The following is a 24,821-nucleotide window of genomic DNA, read 5'->3' on the forward strand; positions in this document are numbered from 1 at the left end:
GCGAGCAGGTGGCCATGGCAAGCGACGACCTTGACTTCAGCGCCGAGCTGACCGACGCGCGAGCCTCCATCGTGCTCGACGCCGCGCGCCGGGTCGACGCCCTGTCCGGCCACCTCGGCGACGAGCACGACGAACACGACGGGCGCGACGAACCGCACGAGGCCGACACCACGACCGACCAGTTCGGCGACCTGCTGCGGGGCCTGGCCGAAGACTCCGTCGAGTTCGGCGCCTACCCCGACGTGCTGCCGGTGCCGATCCTCGACCTGCCCAACGCCGACCGCACGTCGGCGGCCTGGCAGGCGGCGCTCGACGAGGGCTTCACCTTCTGGTGGGTCCGGCTGCCGCTGCTGCTGTTCCCCCGCAAGGGGTGGGGGTTCACCCGGCTGGAGATGCGGCTCGAGTTCAACCCCGACGAGACCGACCCGCGGCGCCGGCCGAAGGCCTTCGACATCCTCCCCAACAGACGGTTCGACACCCTGGTCGCGGCCGGTGTCGAGCTCAACGTGGGCGTCGGCGCCGACGGGCACTTCTCGGTGCGCACCAGCGACCTGCCGCTGCCGGGCGGCTCCGCGGGCGCGTCGGCGAACGTCGACGTCGGCGCGGCGGTGCGGCTCGACGTCGTTCCCGTGCGGTTCCGGATGGCGAAGGCCCGGGTCAACCACACCGCCGTTGGCCTGGAGAAGGTGTTCTGGCGGCTCGACGGCGCCGAGTTCTTCACCGAGGACCCGCCGCAACTGATCGTCATCGTGCAGGTCCCCCACGACGCGCCGACCGTGACGATGTCGGCGGTCATGCGCGCCTACCGGCGGTTCGTCTTCTTTCCGGCCGGGCTGCAGGCCATGATCCGGCAGTTGCCGGCGGCGCTGCGCACCTTCTTCGCGCAGGGCGCGCCGGTCGGCGCGACCGCGCGCTACGACCTGACCCCCATCGTGCGGCGGTCGGCGTGACGGCACTGTCGGTCGAGGAGTTCATCATCCAGGTCGGCCGCGACCAGCGGGTCGTCGCGGAGTGGCAGCACGCCGGGTCGAGCCAACAGGTCTCGGGCGAGCTCGACATCGACGACCTGCGCCTGCGCACCATCGATGTGCTGGTCGACCTGCTGCGCAGCAACCAACTGGTGAAGATCCACGAGCTCAAGCTGCTCGGCGAGCACCTGTTCGTGACCCTGTTCGGTTCGTCGACGCTGCGCGACGACGTGCACGGTCGCAGCGGGCCCGGCGCGCTGCTGCGACGGGCGATCAAGGGCGACCATGCCGATGCCGAGGGCGGCGGGGGCCGCCTGCTGCGGGTGGTGCTGGAGATGGGTGCCGGCGCCGAGCGACTCGCCTCGTGGCCGTGGGAATACCTCTACGTGCCGCTCGACAGCCAAGACCCCGACAGCGGGTTCTTCCTGGGCGAGAGCAAGAAGTTCATGCTGACCCGCAAGCTGCCGCTGGCGGTGGCCTCCCGCACGATCCAGGTCGGTCCGCCGCTACGCGTGCTGTTCGTCGTGCTCAGCCCCAACAACCTCGACATGATCGAGTACGAAGCGGTGCTGGAGACGATGCTCGAGTTGCGCGACGCCGACGACGAGACCCGCATCGACCTGCGGGTGCTCAGTCAGGGCCACGGGCCCGACGGCACGCCCTATCCGCCCGACGAGGACCTCGCCGTGCAGGCCACGTGGCCGTCGTTCCTCAACAGCGTCGAGCAGTTCGACCCGCACGTCGTGCACATCATCTCGCACGGGCGTTATTCCGAGGGGCGCGAGGGCGGGCCGCGCGGCCAGGTCGCGTTTCCGCGCGACGACGCGACCGCCGACTGGATCGCCGACCGCGACCTCGCAAACCAGCTCAACGAGAGCGGCAGTTCGCTGCGGCTGGTGTTCCTCCAGTCGTGCGAGTCCGCGGCGAGTTCGTCCAACGCGTACCACGTGATCTCCGGAATGGCGCAGTCGCTGGCCCAGAAGAACATCCCGGCCGTGGTCGCGATGAACTTCAAGATCAAGAGCCTGCTGGCCAACACGTTCGCCCGGGCCTTCTACCAGAACCTCGTGGCCCGCAGTCCGATCGAGGTCGCGATGCACGCGGCGCGCCGGCAGCTCTACCTGAGCGGGATCACCGACGAGTCGCACCGCCGCGGCTTCGGCCTGCCCGTGCTCTACCTGCGCGAGTCCAGCCCGCTGCTCAGCCCGGCGATGCTGTCGCCGTCGTCGGCCACCGGCTCCGGCGGAGGCCGGGTCACCGCGCCCAGGGGTCCCGACAACCGATCGGGCGCCGGGCAACTGGTCGTCGACCGCCCGGGAGCCGACCGGCCGGATTCCGTCGCGTTCACCGGGAGGAGGCCCAGCGGTGACCGGCCTGTCGCCTGAGGCTCCCCCGCAACCCGCGACCCGCGGGCAGCACCTGCTGGTCGTGCCGATCCTGCTGACGCTCGGCCGGACGCTGGCGCACAACGGCCGCTACTCCGAGGCCTCCGAGGCATTGGGCCGGGCGCTGGCCGAGCCGGAGGACAAGCCGATCGGCGAGGTGCTCCTCGCGCTCGTCGACGCGTTGCTGGCCGGCGGCGACCGCGAAGGCGCGCTGCGGGCGACCCTCGAACAGGGTCGGACGGCGCCCGGCGAGGTGCTGCCGGCGCTGCCCCGGCTCACCCCGTTGCTGCGCCCGGCGACCCTGCGGCCGATCGCCGACCTGGTGACCGGCGAGCAGTGGACCGCGGTCGTCGGCGATCCCGCGGCGCCGGTGCCGACCCGCCGCCGGCTGCTGGCCTTCCTGGTGCGGGCCCGGCTCGCCCTGACCGACCCGGCCAGCGCCACCGCTCTGCTCGACTCCGCCGCCGGCATCGTCGACGGTGACCAGGAGTTGCTGATCCTCCGCAGCGACTGCCAGTCGCGGCTGCGCGCGCTGGACGCGGCGGTGGGGTCGCTGACGGCCGCCGCGGCGCTGCCCGGTGAGTTCACCGCCGAGATCGAGTTGCGCCTGGCCCGCCTCTACGAGCAGCTCGCCCGCCCGGACGACGCGTTGCGCCACCTCGACGCGGCCGAGCGGGCCGGCGACGGGTCCGCCGAGCCACCCGCGCTGCGTGCCCTGGTGCTGCTCCAACACGACGACCTCGACGGTGCCCTGCGGTCGTTCCTGGAGGCCGAGCGGCGCGCGCCCGACTCGGTCGCGACGACCTACGCCGGTGCGTGCGTCCACCTCGCGGCGCACGACTACGAGGAGGCGAAGGCGCGGGCCGACGCGGGGCTGACCCATCACCCGGGCCACAGTGGACTATCGTTCCTCCGCTTCCAGGCGATCGTCGAGACCGGAGAGGACGCGGCCGGCATCGAACGCCGGCTGTCCCGGTTCCTGCACCGGATGCCGCAGCCCGACCTCGACGAATGGGTCGAGCGCTGCGCCCGCGTCCGGCGCACCGACGACCCGGCGCTGCACTATTTCGTGGCCGTCCTCAACCAGGCGCTGCGCCGGCCGGCCGAGGCGCTGCGCGCCGCCGACACCGCGCTCGCGCTGCTGGCCACTCCCCAGGCGCCGGCTCCCGTCGAGCTGCCCGCGCGCCGGCTGCGCGCCCTCCTGTTGGAGCCGCTGCTGCCCGAGGAGTCGGCCGCGGAATACGAGCGTGCCGGCCAACTGGCCTTCGACCTGGGCTCACCGGACCTGTGCGCGCAGCTGCTCACCGCCGCCCGCGGCCTGGGCGAGCTGAGCCAGCTCTCGCGCTGGCTGCTGGCGGAGTCGCTCCAGTCGACCTGCTACGAGCTGGCCGAGCCGATGAAGATCGACCGCGAGCGGCTGCGGCGCGCGCTCGACGTGTGGGAGGAGGCCATCGGGCTCGAACTGCCCACCACGGACGCCAGCTGGGTCTACGTGACGCGCGCCCGGATCAGCCTCCACTACGCCCGGCTCGCACCGGATCCGCTGTCCCGCGTGGTCGAGGCCGCGGTCTGGACGCAGTGCTTCGACGCGCTCTCGGTCGGCACCGAGGCTTCGGTCTTCACGTTCGGCGCGGTCGCCGCCCTGCTCGGGATCTACGGCCTGCGCAACGAGCTGACCTGGGCGGCGACCAGGCCACCGCTGCCGCCGGGCCAATATCCACCCACCGGCGACCTGCTGGCGACCGCCGCGGCCAACGCCGGCGAGCTCGACCTGATGGCCGCCGCCGTCCCGCTGGTCGAGCACGACGGCGACGTCAACCTCATGCGCGAGACGCGGGCCCGCCTGGAGGTGCTGCGCGGCGACGGGGCGGCCGCCCTCGTCGCGCTCGACGACGTGCCGCCGGACGAGCGCGACCGCGCGTTCCACGTGTGGTGGCGGGCGATCGCCAACTGGCTGGTCGGCGACCTCGACGCGCTCGACGAGACCCTGACCGGTGCACCGTCGGCGACGTCGTGGGAGGGCATCAGCGTCTGGATGCATCTGCTCGGCGGCGATCCACAGCGGGCGGCGCAGATCGTCGCCGGGCTCGGCGACGAGCAGAGCTGGAGCACCGACGCGACCTTCGAAGCGGCGTTGTGCCGGCTGGCGGCCGGTTCCGCGGACGCCGCCGCCGACGAGGCGATCGCCCTGAGCCGGGCTGAACAGGGCCGCTCGTTCGAGGACGCCACCCACCTGCCGATGCTCGCCGGCATGCTGGCCCGGCGCTATCCGCACGCCGGCGCGGCGTTCGGCCGGATCGCCGCGGCGGGCGCGGCCCGGCTGCCGGACGCCCTGTGGCCGCTCACCCCGGAGGCCGACCTGGCCCATCTCGAGCGGATCGCGCGGTCCGGGCGAGACGAGGGCTGGGCCGAGCCGGCCCGGGCGGCGCTGCGCGCCCGGCTCGCGATGAGCCGCCGCGCGTGGAGCGACGCGATCGCCGGCTACCGTTCGCTGATCACCCATCTCGACCGGTTCCCCGAGGTCGAGTCGGGGCTGGCCTGGGTCCTCGCCGAGGTGCGGGCCGAGCCGGACCCGCTCGCGGAGCTCACCGAGCTCGAAGCCGCCGTCGCCGAACTGCGCGGCCACCCCTCCCGCCGCACCGAGTTCATGCCCGAGCTGACCCTCGGCGACCTGCATCTGCGGGCGGGCCGGCTGGACCGCGCCGTGGCGCTCTACGGGATCGTGACGGGCCAACCGCTCACCGCCGGGCAGCATGCCCTGGCCTGGGCGCGGCTGCACCTGGTCGCGGTCGAGCGCGGCGACCGGGAGGCGGCCGACCTGCTGGAGCGGGCGCTGCACGATTTCCGGGTCGACAGCCGGGCGCCGTGGTTCGGCCTCGCCGCCACCCTGGGCGAGGTGATCACCGCCGCCGAGACCTGGCAACGCCTGCTCGCCGCGTGGGCGCCGCCGGCCGGCGAGACCGAGGGCGACCGGTATCTGCTCCACCTGACCGGCCGGTTCCACCTCGCCCTGCAGCTCGGCGTAGAGGGACGCGACAGCGAGTCCGAGGCGGAATACCGCGCGGTCCTCGGCGAGGAGCGGCGGGTCTACGGCGACGACGGCGTCAACACGCTGATCACCTTGCAGCGGCTCGCGGGCGTGGTCGCCGCGCAGGGCCGGTGGGACGAGGCGGAGGCGATGAACCGGACGATCCTGGCTGCGCGCACCGGCAGCCTGGGCGCCGACGACCCGGCAACGCTGGAAGCCCGGCAGGAGGTCGCCTGGACGCTCTACAACCAGGGCGACCTGACCGCCGCGGAAGCCGAGTACCGTGCGGTGCTGGAGGCCCGGCGACGCGTCCTCGGCGAGAACGACCCGGCCACGCTGGAGACCTGGCACAGCCTGGCCGGCGTACTGTCCAATCAGGACGACCTGGTCGCGGGCGAGGCCGAATACCGGGCGGTGCTGGCGGCCCGGCGGATGGTCCTCGGCGACAACGATGCGGCCACTGTGGACACCTGGCAGAACCTGGCCTACGTCGTGGCCAACCAGGACCGGTGGGCGGAGGCGGAGCCCGAATACCGCGCGGTCGCCGACGCACGCCGCCGCACCCTGGGAGACGACCACGCCGAGACGGCCCGGTCGCGGGCCGAACTGGCCTCGATCCTGGAGAACCTCGGCCGGCACCGGGAGGCGGCCGAGGAATACCGCGCGGTGCTCGCCCAACACGTCAAGGCGTACGGTGCCGACGCACCGCAGACCCTGGCGGTTCAGCACCAACTCGCCGGCGCGCTGGTCAAGGGCGGCGAGCCGCAGGAGGGCGCGGCCGAGTTCCGCGCGGTGCGCGACGCCCGCCTCCGGGTTCTCGGCGACGACCATCCCGAGACCGTCCTGTCGGCCTACGAACTGGCCGCGGTCCACCACCTGCTCGGCGACTTCGCCGAAGCCGAGAGCGGCTACCGCGACGTGCTCGTCCGGGAACGGGTCATCCACGGCCCGGAACACCCGGACACCCTGATCACCTGGCACAACCTGGCCACGACGATCAGCGAGCAGGGTCGCTGGGCGGAGGCCGAGGAGGCCTACCGCGAGGTGCTGGCGATCCGGCGACGGTTGCACGGCGACGCGGATCCGGCCACGTTCGAGGCCAGGTCGGGGCTGGTCAAGGTGCTGCTGGCGGCCGGGCGGTGGGACGCGGCCGACGCCGAGCTGACCAGCTTCGTCGCGGTGGCCACCCAGGCGTTCGGCGACGAGCACCCCAGCGTCCTGGCCGCCGGAATGGACCTGGCCTGGTTGCGGTTCCGGCAGGGCCGGCTGGCCGAGGCGGAGGAGCAGTTCCGGAGCCTGGCCGAGACCCACGCCCGCGCCTTCGGCCCCGACGACCCCGAGACCCTGACCGCCCGCGCCGAGCGCTGCTCGGTGCTGGTCGAGCAGGGCCGGTTCGACGAGGCGATCGCCGAGTTGGGCGAGGTGTTCCAGGCCCGGGCGCGCGTCTTCGGCGACGACCACCCCGCGGCGGTCAGCACCCGCTCGTGGCGGGCCGACGTAATGCGGGTGAAGGGCGACTACGCCGCCGCACTCGTCGAGCAGTCCGCGATCGCGGAGGCGTTGACCAGGATCCTGGGCGAAGACGACGAGCAGACCCTGATCGCGCGCTACATGGTGGCGTTGAACCTGCAGGGGGCCGGCCGGATGACCGAGGCCGAAGCCGAGTTCCGCGAGGTGCTGGAGCGCGAACGCCGAACGCTGGGCGACGAGAACCCGAGCACCTACGACACCTGGTTCCGGCTCGCCGAGGTGCTGGCCGCGCAGGGCCGCCGCGAGGAGGCGCGGGCCGCCTTCCAGACGGTGCTGACCGCGCGCCGGAACCTCCTCGGCGACGACGACCCGGCCACCGACGAGGCCCGCTCGGCGCTGGCCGGGCTTGCCGATTAGCCTGGCCCCGTGAGAGTCGTCGTCATCGGTGGCAGCGGCCACATCGGCACGTTCCTGATCCCCCGTCTGGTCCGCGGCGGTCACGAGGTGGTCAACATCAGCCGCGGCCGGCGATCCGGCTACGTCGACGACCCGGCCTGGCAAGAGGTCCGGCAGGTGACCGCGGATCGGGAGGACGGCTCGGGCGCCTTCCCCGACCGGGTGGCCGACCTTCGACCGGACGCGGTCGTCGACCTGATCTGCTTCGACCTCGAATCCGCGACCGCGCTGGTCGAGCGGCTGCGCGGCGAGACCGGCCACCTGTTGCACTGCGGCACGATCTGGCGCAGCGGCCCCAGCGTGAAGGTGCCGGTCACCGAGTCGTCCGGAACGCCGCCGATGGGTGGCTACGGCATCGCGAAGGCCGCCATCGCCGAGATGCTGCGGGCGGAGACCAGATCCGGCGGCCTGATCACCACCTCGCTGCACCCGGGCCACATCGTCGGCCCCGGCTGGCACCCGATCGGGCCGCTCGGCAACCTCGACCCCACGGTGTGGCGCCGGCTGTCGGCCGGCGAGCCGATCGATGTGCCCGGCATCGGCGCCGAGTTCATGCACCACGTCCACGCCGACGACGTGGCACAGGCCTTCGAGGCCGCGATCGCCCGCCGCGACGCCGCCGCCGGCGAAGACTTCAGCGTGGTGGCGCCGTCGGCGCTGAACGTGCGCGGCTACGCCCAGATCGGCGCGTCCTGGTTCGGCCAGGAGGCGCGGTTGCGCCCGGTGACGTGGGACCAGTTCCGTGCCGGCACCGACGCCGAATCGGCCGAGCTCAGCTGGGAGCACCTGGTCCGCGACCACTACTTCAGCATCGACAAGGCCCGCGCGCTGCTGGGCTACGCCCCGGCCTACGAACCGGAGGACGCCGTGCTGGAGTCGGTGCGCTGGCTCGTCGACCACGGACAGCTCGAGGTCGCCAACCCGCTGAAGGTGTGAGCGTCAGGCCGCCGTCGCCGCTCCGATCCGCTCGGAGAACTCGACCAGGCGGTTGGCGAAGCCCCACTCGTTGTCGTACCAGCCGAGGACCTTGACCTGGTTGCCGACCGCCTCGGTCAAGGGTGCGTCGAAGATCGAGGAGTACGGGTTGCCGACGATGTCGGCCGAGACCAGGGGCGCCTCGGAGTACTGCAGATAGTGGCGCAGCCGCTCAGACGCGGCGGCCTCGCGGAACGCCGCGTTGACCTCGTCGACGCCGGCGCGCCGCCGCAGGACCACGGTGAGGTCGGTGATCGAGCCGACCGGGACCGGAACGCGCAGCGCCGCGCCGGTGAGCCGGCCGTCGAGTTCCGGGATCACCTTGCCGATCGCCTTCGCGGCGCCCGACGACGTCGGGATGGTCGAGACGGCGGCGGCGCGGGCGCGGCGCAGGTCCGAGTGTGGCGCGTCGTGCAGCCGCTGGTCGCCCGTGTAGGCGTGGATCGTGGTCATCAGCCCCGATTCGATGCCGAACGCGTCGTTGAGCACCTTCGCCAGCGGGGCCAGCGAGTTCGTGGTGCACGAGCCGTTGGAGAAGACGTCGTGGCTGTCCGGGTCGAGCCGGTCGTCGTTGACCCCGAGCACGACCGTGGGGACCTCGCCCTTCGCCGGCGCCGAGACGACGACCTTCCGCGCGCCGCCCTTGAGGTGGGCGGCCGCGGCGACGCCGTCGGTGAAGTGGCCGGTCGACTCGATGACCACGTCGGCGCCGGCGTCACCCCAGGCGATGGCGGCCGGGTCGGACTGCGCGAAGACCGTGATGCGCCGGCCCCGCACCGTGATCGCGTCGCCGTCGACGGCGACACCGTCGAGGTGGCCGGAGATGGAGTCCCATTCGAGCAGGGTGGCCAGCGTGCGCGCGTCGGTGAGGTCGTTGACCGCGACCACCTCGACGTCGGCGTCGCTGGCCAGGGCCGCGCGCAGGTAGCTGCGCCCGATCCGGCCGAACCCGTTGATGCCGATGCGTACCGTCATGAGCTTCTCCTGGTGTTCTCGGGTTGGGGTGCCGCCGCCCGGAGCAGGGCGAGGGCGCCGGCCCGGGCGTCGTCGAACGGGCGCGGGTCCTGCTGTGCGATCGCGAGCACGTAGCCGCCCTGGAGCACGGCCATCAGCATGTGTGCGAGCTGCTCCGCGTCGAGGTCGTCACGAAGTTGGCCCGCGGCGACCGCCTCGCGGAGCACTCTGACCCAGCTGACGTGGACCTGGGCGAAGGCCCGGGCCACCGGGGCGAGCAGCACCGGGTCGTCGCGGACCTGCGGGTCCTGGGTCATCCGGCCGACCTTGCAGCCCTTGAGCGCGTCGCGCGGGCGCATCAGGTAGGCCTCGAGCCGGGCCATCGGGTCGCCCGGGCCGTCGAGCTCGGACGCGGCCGGCAGCAGGTCGGCGACGTTGCGCTCGAGGGCGGCGAGCCCGAGGTCGCGCTTGGTCGGAAAGTGGTGGTACATGCTGCCCTGTCCGACCCCGGACCGTTCGCGGACGTCACGCGGGCTGGTGTCGGCGTAGCCGCGCTCCCACATGAGCTCGCTCATGGTGTCGACCAGGAGCTGTCGCGAGTCCATGACACCAGTGTACATACCAGTAGGTACAGAATGCTGAACGGTCCGGGCGGCGACCGCCGTTCGGCGGGTCGCCGCCCGGACCGCTGCGTCAGCGGGGCCGGGTCACGGCTGGACCGTCACCCGCTGCTTGAGTTCTGCCATCGTTTGGGGGGTGTTCGCCGCGCCGGGGGTCGCGTTCCCGGCCGCCGCGTTGCCGTTGGCGGTGCCGAAGTCCTCGGCGCCGCGCGCTGCGACACAGTGGCAGTCGCCGGCGATGGTGGTGGTCGCGACGTTGTAACCGCTGATGGTCACGACCGGGTCCTGCCGGTCCAGCTGTGCCGCGGCGTACGTCTCGGTGATGGTCTGTGACTGTCCCGGCCACAGCGTCACGTAGTTGTCGCTGTAGCTGGCCGGCCTGACCTGGGTGTCCGACCCATGCTGCCGATGCACGTCGACCCGCACCATGAACGCCACGGTGTCGGAGGTGTTGGTCAGCGTGACGTCGGTGGCGGTGTCCTGCCCGTCGGAGAGACCCGGCTGGCGGTGCGTGACCGCGCTGGCCCGGATCGTCGTGTCGGGCAGCAGGCCGTTGGCCGGATCCTGCGCCGGGCTCTGCAGGTTGCGCAGGTCGCCGTAGGTGGACAGGTTCGGGTACGCGTTGCCGGTGTAGGTGGGAACGTCGTTGATCGTCGAGAGCCAGTAGACGTTGCGGTCGACCACGTGGCTTCCCCGGTTGAGCGTCAGCTCCAGGAAGTACGTCCGCTGCGGCGTGCCGCCGACGTCGGGCAGGGTCGGGTTCGGGATGGTCAGGAGCTGGTTCATCACGCCCTGGCTGGGCATGGTGATGCCGGACGCCTGCTGCGTGGTGAGCACGGTGCCGCGCATGTCATAGGTCTTCGCGGTCACCGAGAGCCCGCTCTGCGTCTGACCGGTCAGGTTGGACACCGCCACCGTGCGGTTGCCCGGGTCGGCTTCCGGCGCCGGGTAGGCGTAGTAGACGTGCAGGGACTCGTTGGCCTTCTTGGCGCCGAAGTAGGTGCCGGCCTGGTCGAAGTCGTAGCCGTAGAGGTTCCACAGCAGGCTCGGCATCGGCTTGTTCATCATCCAGTAGACAAGGCCGGTCGACGGCGAGTCGGCTCTGGTCGAGTGGTCGAGGTAGGCCTCGAACTGGGCCCGCACCGTCTCGTAGTTGATGGCCTGGGCCTTGCGTACGAAGTCGTCGACACTGGGGTTGTCGTTGTAGAGGTCGGTGGTGCCGGGCGGGTTGGTCGGGCAGGTGACCGGCCCGGCCGTCCAGGTGCCGTAGCGGTGGCAGATCGCGGTCGCGAGCACGCCGAGGTGCTGGAAGCTCGAATAGCTGGTGCCGCTGTCCTCCTCCCCCCGGCCCGAGTTGAACTGCGCCAGGTTGGGCGAGGTGACCATCCGCTTCTGGTCGGCCGGCGTCATGAACCGGTCGAGCGAGTCCTGCGTCGGGATGGTCGAACCGGGGCTGGACTCGGTCTGGAACGCCCACGCGCCGCCGCGGTTGACGAAATCGCCACTGGTGCAGGGAGCGTTGCCGGTGCGGCTCTTGCAGTTGAGGCTGTAGGCGTAGCTCGGCGGGAACCAGTTGTAGGGGCCTTCCTTCATCCCCGACGGGCCGAGGGTCGGCGTCGACTTGTATTCGGCCGAGGCCATCACCGGAACGTCGAAGTCGGTCTCCGCGAAGCCGCGCAGCACGCCGGCTTCCTGGCTGGCCGACGGGACGTTGTCACTCCAGCTGAAGAAGACGACGCTGGGGTGGTTGCGCTGCTGGCGGCCGAGGGCCAGCGCGGTGCGATAGTTGGTCTCCTGGTCCTTCGCCGTCCAGCGCTCGGCTTCCTCCCAGTAGTTGCAGCACAGGAAGCCGCCGTAGATGAGCAGCCCGGCCCGGTCCATCTGCTCGTAGAAGTCGTCGGGCTGGTCGTCGCCCTCGAGCCGCAGGCCGTTGAGGCCCATCGACTTGATGAGCTGGATCTGGTGCGCCACGTTGTCGCTCGAGTAGCGCAGGAACATGTCCTGGTCCATCATGCCGCCGCCGCGGAAGACGAACGGCTTGCCGTTGACGGCGAACCAGCGCGAGCCGTCGTACGCCTGGCTGCCCGGCGCCGAGAGCCAGGTGTCGATGGTCCGGATCCCGAACGTCTTCGTGGCCGAGTCCGACACCCGCTTGTTCAGCGACACGCTCATCGACAACGTGTAGAGCGGCTGGCCGCCCATCTGATAGGGCCACCACAGCTGGGGGTGCCGCAGGTGCAGGTCGCGGTCGGTGCCCGGGTCGAACGCGACGTCGCGTGACTCACCGGCCTTGAGGGTGAGCGTCCTGCGCAGGTCTATCGGGTGCTTGCCCTGCGGATCCGTGATGGTCGCGTGGACGGTGGCGGTCCGGGCGTGCCGCGACGTGTTGGTCACGGTGCCCTTGACCGTCAGGTCGGAGCTGCTCAGGTCGGCGGCGTTGGCCTGCACGACGTGCGCGTCGTCCAACCGGAACGTGTTCGACGTGTGCAGCCTGACCGGGTATTTGATGCCGGTGTTCTGGTCGCGTGCCGCCTGCGTCCAGTCGTTGAAGTCCTGGGTCAACATCTCCCCCGGTACGTTGGGGTAGATCTTGAAGGCGAGCGCGTTGGGGCTGGCGCCGTTGACCAGGTCGGTGATGTCGAAGGTGTATTCGGGCTCGGAGCCCTGGATGACGTCCTTCGTGGCGAGCTGGACACCGTTGACCCACAGGTCGGCCTGGCCCATGATCCCGCGTACTTCGAGCATGACGTTCCGGTCGGCGTCCCCGCGCGCGCTGAACTCGGTGCGGAACCACCACGGCACGTTGTAACGGTCGTTGGGGGCGCCGTGCGCGTCGGGCTGCGGGCCCTGGCACGCCGTGAGGTTCTCGGCGTAGAAGATGTTGTCGGTGCCGCACCGGTCATCCGCCGGGATGTTCTGCAGTTGCGCGGCGACCACGCTGCCGACCGCGTTGGCGTCGTTGGTGTGCACCGGCAGCCAACCGCGCGGCGAGTAGCCGCGCCGCGAGATGACCTCGCCGGTGTCGGGGGTGGTGGTGCTGTCGCGCACCTGCCACTTCCCGGCGAGGTCGACGGTCGATTCCGCGGCGGCGGACGCGCTGCCGGGCGTCGCCGGTAGTGCGGTGAGCAGCGAGCTGACGAGGACGACGGGTAGGGCCAGTGCAAGGGTGAATCTTCGATTCATCGGGGGTTACCCTCCTTCACCGGGTGGTCCAGATGGGGGCTAACTGCTGCCGACCGCTTCGACAGCCAGGGCCAGTGCGCCGAGCAGCGGCGCGTCGTCGATGAACGTTGCCGGCACGAGCTGTGGCGGGAAGGGCACCGCCCGGGGAAGCAGGGCGGCGATGCGGGGCAGGATGCGGTCGGCGGCGCCCATCATGCCGCCGCCGATGACCACGCGCGCCGGGTCGAGGGTGATGCACAGGTTGGCCACCGCCTGGGCCAGCCGGCGCAGTGCCTCGTCGATGAGCGCGTCGACCCGCGCGTCGCCGACGATCGTGAACAGTTCCGCTGCGGCCACCGGCCGGCCCACCAGAGCCGAACCCTGGCTGGCCAACGCGCTGCCGGAGACCAACTCCTCCAGCGGCGCGTCACCGTCGGCATAGCAGTTGTCGCGGGTGGGGTCGAGCAGGTAGCCGATCTCGCCGGCCGCTCCGTGCGCGCCGCGCACGACACGACCGTCGACCACCAGTGCCGCCGCGAGACCCGTACCCAGGTTGAGATAGATGCCGACGTCGACACCGCGCAGCGCACCCCAGCGCAGCTCGGCCGCGGCGGCCGCGTTGACGTCGTTGTCGATGACGACCGGCGTGTCGCCGTACTCGTCTCGGAGCATCCGCGGCAGTTCCATGCCCTCCCAGCCCGGCACGTTGGGTGCGAGCCGGATCCGCTCGTCGCGCACGATGCCGAAGGTGGACACTCCGACGGCGGCCGGCGCGGCGACGATGCCCCGGGCCGTCTCCAGCGACCGCCGCACCACCTCTTCGGCACTCCCGCTGGTCGGGATCCTCAGCCGGGTCGAGGAGACCGCGGGTGACCATCCCGCGTCGGCGGCGGCCAGCGCGACCTTGGTGCCGCCGAAGTCGATGCCGAGCACATGGGCGGCCGTCACTGCTCAGTGCCCCGGCGGGACAAGGAGTCGATGGCCACGGCCGCCGCGAGCACGATGGCGGTGACCATGAAGCGGATCGAGGAATCCACGTTGAGCAGCAGCATGCCGTTCGTGATGGACTGGATCACCAGGATGCCGAGCAGGGCCGCGTAGGGCCGGCCCCGGCCGCCGAACAGCGACACACCGCCGATGACCGCGGCGGCGATGGCCATCAGCAGGGTGTCGCTGCCCCCCGAGCTCTGGTTGACCGCGGCCAGCCGGCTGGCCGCGAGCAGGCCGCCGAACGCCGCGAACGTGGACGCGAGCACGAACGCGACGATCCGCAACCGGGTGACCGGGATACCGGCGCGCCGGGCCGCCTCCGCGTTGCCGCCGATCGCGTAGATCCACTGGCCGAAAACCGTGTTGCGCAGCACCAGGTCGAGGGCCACGACCAGCGAGCCGAAGATGATCAGCAACAGCGGTACGCCGCGGTCCGCGCTGAGCACGAGCACGGCGGCGCAGAGCAGTGCGGCGAGCCCGGCGATGCGCAGGACCATCCGGTTCAGCGGCGCCAGCGGCAGGCCGGCGGCGCGGCGCAGCCGCCGGTTGAGGACGGAACTCGTTCCCGCGACGCCGACGATGAGCACGACGACCAGCCAGCTCGCCCATGGCGGTAGCCAGGTGTCGCTGAGCCGGGCGATCGCCCCGTCGAACGGGAGGTTGATCGTGCCGCCGCGGCCCAGCACGTACAGCAGCAGCCCTTGCCAGCCGATCAGGCCGGCGAGCGTCACCACGAACGACGGCATGCGCAACTGCGTGAACATCAGCCCGTGCACGAGGCCGATGGCGGCGCCCAGGCCGAGGGCGATGACGACGGCGAGGAGCGCGGACTGGCCGTGCCGGACGTGCACGATGGCCAGGACCGCCGCGCACAGCCCGCTGACCGACCCGGCCGACAGGTCGATCTCGCCGAGCAGCAGCACCATGATGATGCCCAGCGAGATCGTGCCGGTCGCGGCGAGTTGCAGTGCGAGGTTGGTGAGGTTCTCGGCGGACAGGAACTGTTCGTTGAGCGAACCGAACACGATCGCGATGGCGATCAGCCCGCCCACGACCGGCCAACTCCCGACGCCGCCGGGCCTGGTCGCCCGCTCGGCCGAGCGGCCCGGCCAGCGGATCGCCTTCGCTTTCGCTGACGCGGTCACGCCGCTGCTCCGGTGATTGCGGCCACGATCGCCTCCGGGCTGGTCTCGGCGGTTCGGAACTCGCCGGCGTTGCGGCCCAACCGCAGCACGACCGTGCGGTCGCTCACGGCGCGGACGTCGGCGAGGTTGTGCGAGATGACGAGAACGGCCAGACCGCGGTCGCGCAGGCGCCGGATCAGATCCAGCACCTGCGCGGTCTGCTCGACACCGAGCGCGGCCGTCGGCTCGTCGAGGATGACCAGCCACGGTTCGCCCACCAGCGCCCGGGCGATGGCGACGGACTGCCGCTGGCCGCCCGAGAGCATCGCCACCGGCACCTGGATGTCCTGGATCCGCACGTCCAATGAGGACAGCAACGCCCGCGCGGACCGTTCCATCTCGATCTTGCGCAGCAACGACCAGCGCCGCCGCTCCGAGCCGAGGAACAGGTTGCCGATGACGTTGAGGTTCTCGCAGAGCGCCAGATCCTGGTAGACGGTGGAGATGCCGAGGCTCCTGGCCTGATGCGGGTTGTTGATCTGGACGGGCACGCCGTCGCGCTCGAGCCGCCCCTCGTCCGCGCTCACCGCGCCGGAGATCACCTTGATCAGGGTCGACTTGCCGGCGCCGTTGTCGCCTACGAGCGCGACCACCTCGCCCGCGTTCAGGTCCAGGTCGACCGCGTCGAGCGCGCGCACCGCACCGAACCGTTTGGACACCCCTCGCGCCGCGAACATCTACTGGATTCCCGCCTTGGCGCAGGCGGCGGCCACGGCGCCGGTGCAGATCTCGCTGGGCTTGTAGAAGCCGTCCTTCACGATGGTGTCCTTGACCTTGTCAGCGGTCACCGCGATCGGGTCCAGCAGGAACGACGGGATGTCGGTCGCCCCGTTGTTGACCTTGGTGGTCGCCGGCGGCTGCTCGCCCTTGGCCAGCGCGACCGCCAGCTCCGCCGACTTCTCGGCCTCGCTGCGAATGTCGAGGTAGATGGTCATGTACTGCTCGCCGGTCAGGATCCGCTGCACGGCGGCCAACTCGGCGTCCTGTCCGGTGATCGGTGGCAGCGTGGTGTAGCCGGCCCGCTTCATGGCGGCGATCGCGCCGCCGGCCATGCCGTCGTTGGCGGACAGCACGCCGACGATGTTGTCGCGGCCGAGCGCGGTGATGGCCTGCTCCATCTGCTGCTGCGCCTTGTCGGGACTCCAGTCGGGCGTGTCGAACTCGCGGCCGATCTGGACCTTGCCGTCGAGGACGTTGTGCGCGCCGGTCTTGTAGTCCGCGGAACTCGGGTCGGTCGGCGCTCCGTTGATCATCACGATCTTGCCCTTGTCGGTGGTCCCCTTGGCGTTCAGGGCGTCCAGCAGCGCCTGACCCTGCGCCTCACCGACCCGGACGTTGTTGAAGGACACGTAGTACTCGTACGGGATCTTCGAAATCAGCCGGTCGTACGCGATGACCGGCACCTTCTTCTGTTTCGCCTGGTTGACCAGGGAGGCGGCCGCGACGGCGTCGACGGCGTCGAGCACCACGACGTCGGCGCCCTGCGCGAGGGCGGCCTCGAACTGCTGCTGCTGTTTGGTGGCGTCCTGGTCGGCGTTGTTGTAGAGCAACTTGCAGGCGGGGCAGAGCGACTTGACCTTGGCCTCGAACAGCGGCCGGTCGAAAGCCTCGTAGCGCGTGGTCTTGGACTCGGGCAGGAACAGCGCGATCGTCGCCGCGTCGTCTGCCTGGGTGCCGGAACCGGAACCGGAATCGGAGTCGGACCCGGAGCCGCAACCCGCGACCAGCAACGAGGTCGTCAGTAGGACAACGAACCATCTAGTTCTCATGGCATACCTCTCGTTGGAGGTTCAGGCCAGCAGGATGCACCCTGCCCGAGCCATTTAGCAAGGTCTCTAACGAAATTCGTATTGGACCTTTACGAACCCGTGTGAGAGCGTGATCTGGTGCCGACTCACCAGACCGCGAGCACGACGAGCATGTTGCGGGTCATGAACGAGCGGGCGGTGTTCGGGGAGATCTTCCGGCTGGGCCCGGTGTCGCGACCCGAACTCGCCCAGGCCACCGGCCTGTCCAAACCCACGATCTCGGTCGCCCTGGCCAACCTCGGCCGCGCCGGTCTGGTGCGGGAGGTCGGCCTGCGCGCCGGACCCGCCGGCCGGTCCGCGCTGCTCTACGAGGCCCGCCCGGAGGCGGGCTGGGTGCTCGCTGTCGACATCGGACGGGCCTTCGTCCGGCTCGTGCTGGCCAACCTGGCAGGAACGGTCGTGTCCCGCATCGACGACCCGTCCGGCAGCCGGAACCCGGCGGACCTGCTCGACCAGGTGACCGGACTGGCCGACCGGCTGACGGCGGAGGTCGGGATCGGCCGCGCCGACGTCACCCTGGCCGTCTTCGGCACACCCGGCATCCACGACAAGGAGACCGGCGCGCTGCACCTCGCGCCCAACCTGCCCGGCTGGGACCTGCCCGGCGCGGTCGACCGGTTCTCGGCGGTGTCGCCGTCGCCGTTCCTCGTGGAGAACGACGTCGACCTGGCCGCGGTCGGCGAGGCGACCTACGGCCTGGGCCGCGGGGTCGCGCACTTCGCCTACGTGTCGATCGGCACTGGCACCGGCATGGGCATCGTGATCGACGGCAAGCTCTACCGCGGTTCCCGTGGCTGCGCCGGCGAGATCTCCTACCTCCCGATCGGCGAGGGCGACCCGTTGCAGGACGACCCGGCCGCGGCGCGCCGCGGGATGTTCGAGACGGTGGCCTCGGCCGACGGCATCGTCGCGGCGGCCCAGCGGCTCGGCTGGGCGGGGGCGACCAGCGCCAAGGAGGTCTTCGACGCGGCACGGGCCGGCGAGCCGGTCGCCCGGCGGGCGGTGGAGGTCGAGGTCAACCACCTCGCGCACGCGCTCGCCGCGGTGACGGCCGTGCTCGACCTGGAACTCATCGTGCTCGGCGGCGGCGTCGGGGTGCAGGGCGCCGACCTGCTGATCGGTCCGGTCCAGGACCGCCTACGCCACCTCGTGGCCCTGCAACCCCCGCGGATCGAGGTGTCCACGCTCGGCGCCGACGCCGTCCGCATCGGCGCCGTCGCCGTCGGCGTCACCGCCGCCCGCGATCTGGTCCTCGACCGGACCGTGGCGGCCAGCGGCTGACGCGGTGCGCGGCCAGCCAGAGGTGGACGCACCGGATCGCCGTCGTCCACGCCCACAAAGCAGGTGACCAGACGGTCACCTGGCAACGGCTCCCGCATCGAGGACCGTGAAGGGCAGGGGCCCGGGTCGGCGCCTGCCTGGCACCGCCAGCGACAGCCTCGCTCGCGTCAGAAGCGCGGCTCGACGCGGCGGATGGCCCGGGCCGCGCCGGGAAGGCCGCCGACGGCGGAGCGGTACTCGGGTGTGCCGATGCAGGTGAACAGGAGGCCGTCGGCCGGCTCGCCCAGCAGGTCGGGCAGCAGCGTGTCGGCGAAGGTCATCCCGGAGGCGCTGGCACCCAGGGCGTACGCCAGCAGATGCAGCCGGCCCTCGACCAGCCCCGCCGCGAGCTGTGCCGCGCGATAGCCATTGTCATCCACCGTGGAGATATCCGTCGTCGAGAACACGACGAACGCGGCCTCGCTGCCCAGGCTCTGGTCGCAACACAGCCGGTAGAGCTCAGGCCGCAGGTCGCCCGACCGCACCGGGCTGGACAGCTCCGGCCACCGGTAGAGGCCAGGCTCGACTCCGTCCACATTGTGCACCGCGACCCAGTGCGGCACGCTGATCCCGCGCAGAGCCACGGCCAACGACGTGCGCAACACACTGCCAGGCACGGCCCGATCCGGGTCCATCAGGCGTTGCGACCCGCGCGAGAGGATCACGGTCTCGACCGGCCCGCCCGGCGAGCCGGCCACGTCGACCGGAGCGCCCCGGTCCCAGGCCGGCCCGAGCGCGTCCCGCTCGCCGGCCCACTGCGCGGCCGTCACGAGGGGGAACTCGATCGGCGCGACGTCGACCTCACCGGTCGCGGCCGCACCGCCCGCGCCGAGCGCCGGCTTCCCGTCACCCAACGTGACCACGGCCACCGGCCACTCGTGGACCCGGTCCGCGCCCACCAGCGCGGCGACCGCCGCGTCCGGTAACCGGGTGTGCGGGTGCGCCGGGATCCCGGCAGAGTCGGCCAGGGCGAGGAACTGGGAGAGCATCGTCCCGGCGTCCCAGTAGACGTGCCGGAAGCCGCGCTCGCGGTACTTCCAGCCGGTCCGCCACGGAATGCCGGTCACGACCAGGGCCGGCGACTCCCCCAGCGGCGGCGGGCCGACGCGCACCAGGGCGTGGTCCTGCGGGTGGTACCAGAAGACGCCCGCCGGCAGCGCGCCGCCGGCGGGTACCGCGACATAGAGCTCCAGGGGGAACCGACCACCGGCGGAGCCGGCCGCCCGGAACAGCCAGGTGCCGTAGGGGCGCTCCATCGTCCGCGTCACGCCGGCGGACAGGTGCAGCAGCCGGGACAGCTGCGCCAGGTCCAGATCCGCCCGGGGTACGCGGGCCGTCCCGGCGAGCACGTCGACGGCGGGCGCCTCGGTGGCCGGCAGGTCGCGCGGCAGGGCCACCGACGGCAGCGGCGCGGCATAGCGCTTGTAGAACCACGGCAGGTGGTCGACGTCGTTGGCCACCAGGTCCCGCACGACCCGCGGGTCGTCGACCGGCGGCTCCAACTCGCGGTCCGGGTCGTACGGGCCCATCGAGGTGATCCGGTGCAGGTCCTGGGTCGCCGTCAATGCCACGCCGTCAGCGTAGGGTCGGCCCGTCCGCCACACCAAAACTGCTCTACAGTGGACTCGGGGATCGATCGGGGGGGTCGAGTGGTCTATGCGGTTTCGTCTGCTTGGTCCGGTCGAGTTGTGGGACGGCGACCGGCGGATCGAACTGGGCCCGATGAAGCAGCGCACGGTGCTGGCGGTCCTGCTGGCCGACGCCGGTCAGACGGTCGGCCCGGACGCGCTGATCGACCGCGTGTGGGGCGACCACCCGCCCGCGCAGGTGCGTAACGCCCTGCACACCTATGTCGCCCGGCTGCGCGGCCTGCTCGGGCGGCTCGGCGACGACCCGCCCCGGCTGGTGAAACAGCCGGCCGGCTACCGCCTCGACACCGGCGGGGCCGCCGTCGACCTGCACCGGTTCCGCGCGCTGGCGAAGACCGCCGAGGCCGGGCCGCTGCGCGAAGCCCTCGAGCTGTGGACCGGTGAGCCGCTGGACGGGGTCGAGGGCGCCTGGGCGGACGCGTGCCGGACGCGCTGGCTGGCCGAGCACCGCGACGCCACGGTCCAATGGGCCGGCCTCGAGCTGGGCCTTGGCCGAGGGCCGGCCACGCTCGGCCCCCTGGAACGGCTCGCCGAGCGCTATCCGCTGGTCGAGCCGGTCGTCGACGCGCTCATGCGGGCCCTGCACGCGGCCGGGCGCGACCCCGAGGCGCTGGCCCGCTACGAACTGCTGCGCCGCACGCTCGCCGAGGAACTCGGCGTCGACCCCGGCAGCGGCCTGCAACAGCTGCACCGGTCGATCCTGCGCGGCGAGCTGGGCGCACCCGTCATCGCGCTGGCCGCCCAGGTGCCGGTCGGTGTCGCCGGGTTCGTCGGGCGCCGCGAACAGCTCGACCGGCTCGACGAGGCGTCGGAGATAACGGTTCTGCACGGCACGCCGGGCGTGGGAAAGACCTCGCTGGCCGTGCGCTGGGCGCGGACCGCCGCGGACCGGTTCCCGGACGGGCAGCTCTACGTCGACCTGCACGGCTTCTCGGCCGGCGGTGCGGTGACCACGCCGGCCGCGGCGCTGCGCGGTTTCCTGGAGGCGCTGGGTGTGCCGTCGCAGCGCATCCCCCAGGACCTCGACGACCGGGCGGCGCTGTATCGCAGCCTGATCGCCGGCCGGCGGATGCTGGTCGTGCTCGACAACGCCCGCGACGCCGAGCAGGTGCGCCCGCTGCTGCCCGGCACACCGACCGCCAGGACCGTGGTGACCAGCCGCAACCGCCTCACCGGCCTGCTGGTCGCGTACGCCGCCCGCACCATCGCTCTTGACCTGCTCGACGAGGCGGACGCGCTGCGGCTGGTCGTCGCCCGCGTCGGCGCCGAGCGCGCCACCCGCGAACCCGGCGCGCTGCGGGAGATGATCGGCCGCTGTGCCGGGCTGCCGCTCGCACTCGCGGTGTTGGCCAGTCGCATCGCGATGCGTCCGGACGTGCCGCTGGCCATGCTGGCCGAGGAGCTGCGCGAAGACGGCAGCACGTTGGACGCGCTGGCCAGCGACGACCCGGCGATCGACGCGCGGACGGTGTTCTCCTGGTCGCTGAGCCGGCTCAGCCCGGCGGCCGCGCGCCTGTTCCGGTTGCTGGGCGCGCAGTTCGGCAACGACATCAGCGTACCGGCGGCGGCCAGCCTCGCGGCGCTGCCGTTGGCGCAGACCCGGCGGCTGGTCCAGGAACTGCTCGGCGCGCAACTGCTCTCGGAGACCCGCCCGGGGCGCTATGCGATGCACGACCTGCTCCGGGAGTACGCGCGGGAACTGGTCGACGACGACGACCGCCAGGCGGCGGAGGTACGCCTGCTCGACCACTATCTGCACGTCGGCCACGCGGCCCGGATCCGGATGACGCCGAGCTACGGCTACCTGACGCTGCCCGATCCGGCGCCGGGCGTGCAGGTCGTGCCGATCGCTGACTACGAGGCCGCCCACATCTGGTTCGCCGCCGAGTATCCGGTGCTCACGGCGGCGGTCCGGCGCGCGCTGGCCGTCGGGCTGCCCTCCGTGGCGTGGCGCCTGAGCTGGTCGTTCAGCAAGTTCCAGCAGCAACAGGGCAACTGGCGCGACCGGATCGACGGTGGGCGGCTCGTGCTCGACGCGGTCGTCCGCGCCGGCGACCGGGTCGGCGAGGCGCACGTGCGGCACGGCCTGGCGGTCGCATACAGCCGTATGGGCCAGGCCCAACTGGCCCGGAGCACGGCCGAAGAGGCGCGGCGGATCCATCAGGAGATCGGCGACCTGCACGGCGAGGCGTTCGTCCTGACCACCCTGGCCATCATGGTCCACCGCACCGGCGACAAAGCGCTGTCCCGGCAGTTCTACGAGCGCTCGGTCGAGCTCAACCGGATGGCGGGAAGCCGCCTGGGCGAGGGCGCCGCGCTCAACTCCCTGGCGTTCCTGGCCTGCACCGAGGGGAACTTCAAGGAGGCCGTCGAGTACGGGCACCTGGCCCTGGCGGCCATCGCGGGTCACGACTACCTGCTCGTCCGGGCCGCCACCTGGGACACGCTGGGCGTCGCCTACCAACACCTGGGGCGGCTCGACACGGCCATCGACGCCTTCCGCCGGTCCATCCGATACTTCACCCGGGGCGACGACCCCTACTATCTCGCCGCCTCGCACATCCACCTCGGCGCTGCCCTGCTCGACCGCGACGACCGCGAGGGCGCCCGCGCCGAATGGCAGCGGGCCGAGCGGCTGCTCTCCGACCTGGAGCACGACCGGGTCGCCGAGGTGCGCCGGCGGCTGGCCGACCTCGACCGGCCGGCCGGTCGCACCACCACGTCCGTACTCGACGAGGTCGTGTAATCAAGAATCGTTCATGTCGCGAGGCAGAACCTGCTTCACGTGTCCACGAACTTCGCCACCCAGTTGCGACTGAAGCGACAGGACGCGGGTCTGACGCAGCGGGAACTGGCCACCCGGGCGGGGGTCAGCGTCGCCGTCATCCGTGACCTGGAGCAGGGCCGGACCAAGCGGCCACAACCCCGCTCGGTCGAGGCGCTCGCCCGCGCGTTGAGCCTCCACCCGGTGCTCCCGCCCCGGCCGGCGCCGCCGCGGGTCGCCGACAGCACGAGCCGGCCGGTGATCCAGATCCTGGGACCGCTGACCGTCCGATATGCCGGGTGGGGTGCGGACCTCGGCGGCCCGGGACCGCGTACGGTGCTGGGCCGGTTGGCGTTGAGCCCCGGCCGGCCCGTGCCGCGGGCCGAGCTGATCGACCTGCTGTGGCCGGGCGAGGACCCGCCCGTCTCGGCCGTCAACCTCGTGCAGACCTACGTCTCCCGGCTCCGCCGGGCGTTGGGCCCGGCCGGGTTGGTCAACCTGGTCCCCGGTGGCTACCAGCTGGCGGTTTCGGCCGAGCACCTCGACGCGCTGCGCTTCGGCGACCTGCTCCGCGAGGCGCGTGGCGTGGCTCCGCTCGAACCCGAGCGGGCCGGGGAGTTGCTCGACCAGGCGCTGGCGCTGTGGCGCGGCGACCCGCTCGCCGACCTGGTCGGCCTGGCCGAACACCCCGCCGTCGTGACGTTGTCCGAGGAGCGGCTCAGCGCCGGGCTCCTGCGCGCTGACGTCGCGGGCGCCCGCGGAGAGCACGAGTTGGCGGTGCGGCTGCTGTGGCCGCTGGCCGACCGGCATCCGCTGCACGAGCCGCTGCACGCCCGCCTCATGCTGGCGTTGGCGGCGGCCGGGCGGCAGGCCGAGGCGCTGGAGACCTACGAGCGGATCCGGGTGCGGTTGGCCGAGCAGCTCGGCGTCGACCCCGGCCCCGAGCTGAGCGGCTACCGGCAACGGGTGCTGCGTCAGCAATGGCGGCCCGGCCCCGGGCGCCCGACCGTCCCGTTCCAGGTGCCCGCCCCGCCCGCCGACTTCACCGGCCGGGCCGGACCGCTCCACCGGGTGCAGCGCATGCTGGACCGGTCGGTGGTCTGCGCGATCTCGGGGGTCGGCGGTGCCGGCAAGACCGCCCTGGCCGCGGTGGCCGCGGCGCGGCTCCGCACCGCCTGCCCCGACGGGCAGCTCTTCGTCGACCTGCGCGGTTCCGGGCCCGCGCCGCTGCCGCCGGTCGAGGCGCTGGGCAGCCTGCTGCGCGCGCTCGGGGTGGACGGCGACCTGCCGGCGGACGTCGCCGAACGCGCCGGCCTCTACCGCAGCATGCTGGCCGACCGGAGGGTTCTCGTGGTGGTCGACGACGCGCGCGACGCCGCTCAGGTCCGGCACCTGCTGCCGGGCCCGGGCCGATGTGGCGCGCTCGTCACCAGCCGCCGGCGCCTGGTCGACCTGGCCGGCGCCCAGCTGGTCGACCTGGAGCTGCTCTCCTGCGAGGAGGCGGTCGAGCTGCTCGGCTCGGTGGCCGGCCCTGCCCGGGTCGGTGCCGAGCCGCAGGCCGCCGCGGCGCTGGTCGCGGCGTGCGGGCTGCTGCCGCTCGCGGTCCGGATCGCGGGGGTACGGCTGGCGAGCCGGCCCGGCTGGCGGCTCGACGCGTTCGCCCGGCGCCTCGCCGACGGGCGGCTGCGGCTCGACGAACTGTGCGCGGGCGACCTGGACGTGCGGGCGACCTTCCAACTCAGCTACGCGCAACTGGCGCCGCCCGACGCGCGGGCGTTCCGGCTGCTCGCGCTCGCGCCGGGCGCGCTCATCGGGCTGACGGCCGCCGCCGCGCTGCTGGGTCTCGATCCGATCACCGCGGAGCGCGGGCTCGACGCGCTGGTCGGCGTCAACCTGCTCCAGCGCCTGCCCGGCGACCGGTTCACCTTCCACAACCTGCTCCGGTTGTACGCGATCGAGCTGGCCGGTGCCCTTCGGCCGACGCGCGGGCTCGCCCGGGCCAGCTGAGAGCGGCGTGGGGGGGGGGGGGGGGGGCCCCCCCCCCCCCCGCGGGGGGGGGGGGGGCGGGGCGGGGGGGGGCGGGCGGGG

15 protein-coding genes are annotated in these 24,821 nt (G+C 72.4%); 7 read left to right on the forward strand and 8 right to left on the reverse strand.

Annotated elements, in window-relative coordinates; all coding sequences use genetic code 11:
- The first annotated feature begins 14 nt into the window (after positions 1-14).
- The 4 genes from AB0J74_RS35025 to AB0J74_RS35040 are packed head-to-tail and all read left to right on the forward strand — an operon-like array spanning position 15 to position 8,243.
- The gene (locus AB0J74_RS35025) at positions 15-950 is read left to right on the forward strand and encodes a hypothetical protein (protein WP_363456230.1); all 936 of its coding nucleotides are present in this window, start codon (positions 15-17) and stop codon (positions 948-950) included.
- Positions 947-2,353, forward strand: coding sequence for a CHAT domain-containing protein (locus AB0J74_RS35030; protein ID WP_363456233.1), 1,407 nt, complete (start codon positions 947-949; stop codon positions 2,351-2,353). The genes AB0J74_RS35025 and AB0J74_RS35030 overlap by 4 nt, the downstream gene beginning before the upstream one ends.
- Entirely contained in the window at positions 2,334-7,268 is a 4,935-nt protein-coding gene (locus AB0J74_RS35035) for a tetratricopeptide repeat protein (RefSeq protein WP_363456236.1), read from the forward strand. Before AB0J74_RS35030 ends, AB0J74_RS35035 begins: the two co-directional genes overlap by 20 nt.
- A gap of 9 nt (positions 7,269-7,277) precedes the next feature.
- Positions 7,278-8,243: an NAD(P)-dependent oxidoreductase gene (locus AB0J74_RS35040; RefSeq protein ID WP_363456239.1), complete on the forward strand. Its 966-nt coding sequence runs from the start codon at positions 7,278-7,280 to the stop codon at positions 8,241-8,243.
- A 3-nt stretch (positions 8,244-8,246) separates the two neighbouring features.
- Here AB0J74_RS35040 and gap read toward each other — a convergent pair whose 3' ends face one another.
- The 7 genes from gap to AB0J74_RS35075 form a co-directional block, all read right to left on the reverse strand.
- The gene (gap, locus tag AB0J74_RS35045; RefSeq protein WP_363456242.1) at positions 8,247-9,257 is read right to left on the reverse strand and encodes a type I glyceraldehyde-3-phosphate dehydrogenase; all 1,011 of its coding nucleotides are present in this window, start codon (positions 9,255-9,257) and stop codon (positions 8,247-8,249) included.
- Positions 9,254-9,841: a TetR/AcrR family transcriptional regulator gene (locus AB0J74_RS35050; RefSeq protein ID WP_363456245.1), complete on the reverse strand. Its 588-nt coding sequence runs from the start codon at positions 9,839-9,841 to the stop codon at positions 9,254-9,256. The genes gap and AB0J74_RS35050 overlap by 4 nt, the downstream gene beginning before the upstream one ends.
- A gap of 102 nt (positions 9,842-9,943) precedes the next feature.
- A complete protein-coding gene (locus tag AB0J74_RS35055; protein WP_363456248.1) occupies positions 9,944-13,039 on the reverse strand; it encodes a glycoside hydrolase family 2 protein in 3,096 nt (1,031 codons plus the stop codon).
- A gap of 39 nt (positions 13,040-13,078) precedes the next feature.
- On the reverse strand, positions 13,079-13,966 hold the full coding sequence (locus AB0J74_RS35060) for an ROK family protein (RefSeq protein ID WP_363456251.1): 888 nt from the start codon (positions 13,964-13,966) through the stop codon (positions 13,079-13,081).
- Positions 13,963-15,153 (reverse strand): sugar ABC transporter permease, encoded by a 1,191-nt coding sequence (locus AB0J74_RS35065; RefSeq protein ID WP_363456254.1) that lies wholly within the window; start codon positions 15,151-15,153, stop codon positions 13,963-13,965. Before AB0J74_RS35065 ends, AB0J74_RS35060 begins: the two co-directional genes overlap by 4 nt.
- A complete protein-coding gene (locus tag AB0J74_RS35070) occupies positions 15,150-15,851 on the reverse strand; it encodes an ATP-binding cassette domain-containing protein (RefSeq protein ID WP_363456257.1) in 702 nt (233 codons plus the stop codon). Before AB0J74_RS35070 ends, AB0J74_RS35065 begins: the two co-directional genes overlap by 4 nt.
- Positions 15,852-15,869: 18 nt before the next feature.
- Complete coding sequence (locus tag AB0J74_RS35075; RefSeq protein WP_363456260.1) at positions 15,870-16,961, reverse strand: sugar ABC transporter substrate-binding protein; 1,092 nt, start codon at positions 16,959-16,961, stop codon at positions 15,870-15,872.
- A gap of 117 nt (positions 16,962-17,078) precedes the next feature.
- Between AB0J74_RS35075 and AB0J74_RS35080 the strand changes: the two genes are divergently transcribed.
- Positions 17,079-18,281: an ROK family transcriptional regulator gene (locus AB0J74_RS35080; RefSeq protein WP_363456263.1), complete on the forward strand. Its 1,203-nt coding sequence runs from the start codon at positions 17,079-17,081 to the stop codon at positions 18,279-18,281.
- A gap of 167 nt (positions 18,282-18,448) precedes the next feature.
- Here AB0J74_RS35080 and AB0J74_RS35085 read toward each other — a convergent pair whose 3' ends face one another.
- Positions 18,449-19,891, reverse strand: coding sequence for a hypothetical protein (locus tag AB0J74_RS35085; protein WP_363456266.1), 1,443 nt, complete (start codon positions 19,889-19,891; stop codon positions 18,449-18,451).
- 85 nt (positions 19,892-19,976) lie between these two features.
- Here AB0J74_RS35085 and AB0J74_RS35090 point away from each other — a divergent pair, with 85 nt between their 5' ends.
- Positions 19,977-22,715: a BTAD domain-containing putative transcriptional regulator gene (locus AB0J74_RS35090; RefSeq protein ID WP_363456269.1), complete on the forward strand. Its 2,739-nt coding sequence runs from the start codon at positions 19,977-19,979 to the stop codon at positions 22,713-22,715.
- Positions 22,716-22,754: 39 nt separating this feature from the next.
- Complete coding sequence (locus tag AB0J74_RS35095; protein ID WP_363456272.1) at positions 22,755-24,740, forward strand: BTAD domain-containing putative transcriptional regulator; 1,986 nt, start codon at positions 22,755-22,757, stop codon at positions 24,738-24,740.
- The last annotated feature ends 81 nt before the right edge of the window (positions 24,741-24,821 follow it).

This window comes from Asanoa sp. NPDC049573, assembly GCF_040676615.1.
Taxonomy (GTDB): domain Bacteria; phylum Actinomycetota; class Actinomycetes; order Mycobacteriales; family Micromonosporaceae; genus Asanoa.

Excerpts from the sequence above, each read along its gene's own strand:
- AB0J74_RS35090 (WP_363456269.1), top strand. The coding sequence starts at position 19,977 with ATGCGGTTTCGTCTGCTTGGTCCGGTCGAGTTGTGGGACGGCGACCGG.
- gap (WP_363456242.1), bottom strand. The coding sequence starts at position 9,257 with ATGACGGTACGCATCGGCATCAACGGGTTCGGCCGGATCGGGCGCAGC.
- AB0J74_RS35075 (WP_363456260.1), bottom strand. The coding sequence starts at position 16,961 with ATGAGAACTAGATGGTTCGTTGTCCTACTGACGACCTCGTTGCTGGTC.
- AB0J74_RS35055 (WP_363456248.1), bottom strand. The coding sequence starts at position 13,039 with ATGAATCGAAGATTCACCCTTGCACTGGCCCTACCCGTCGTCCTCGTC.
- AB0J74_RS35050 (WP_363456245.1), bottom strand. The coding sequence starts at position 9,841 with ATGGACTCGCGACAGCTCCTGGTCGACACCATGAGCGAGCTCATGTGG.
- AB0J74_RS35025 (WP_363456230.1), top strand. The coding sequence starts at position 15 with ATGGCAAGCGACGACCTTGACTTCAGCGCCGAGCTGACCGACGCGCGA.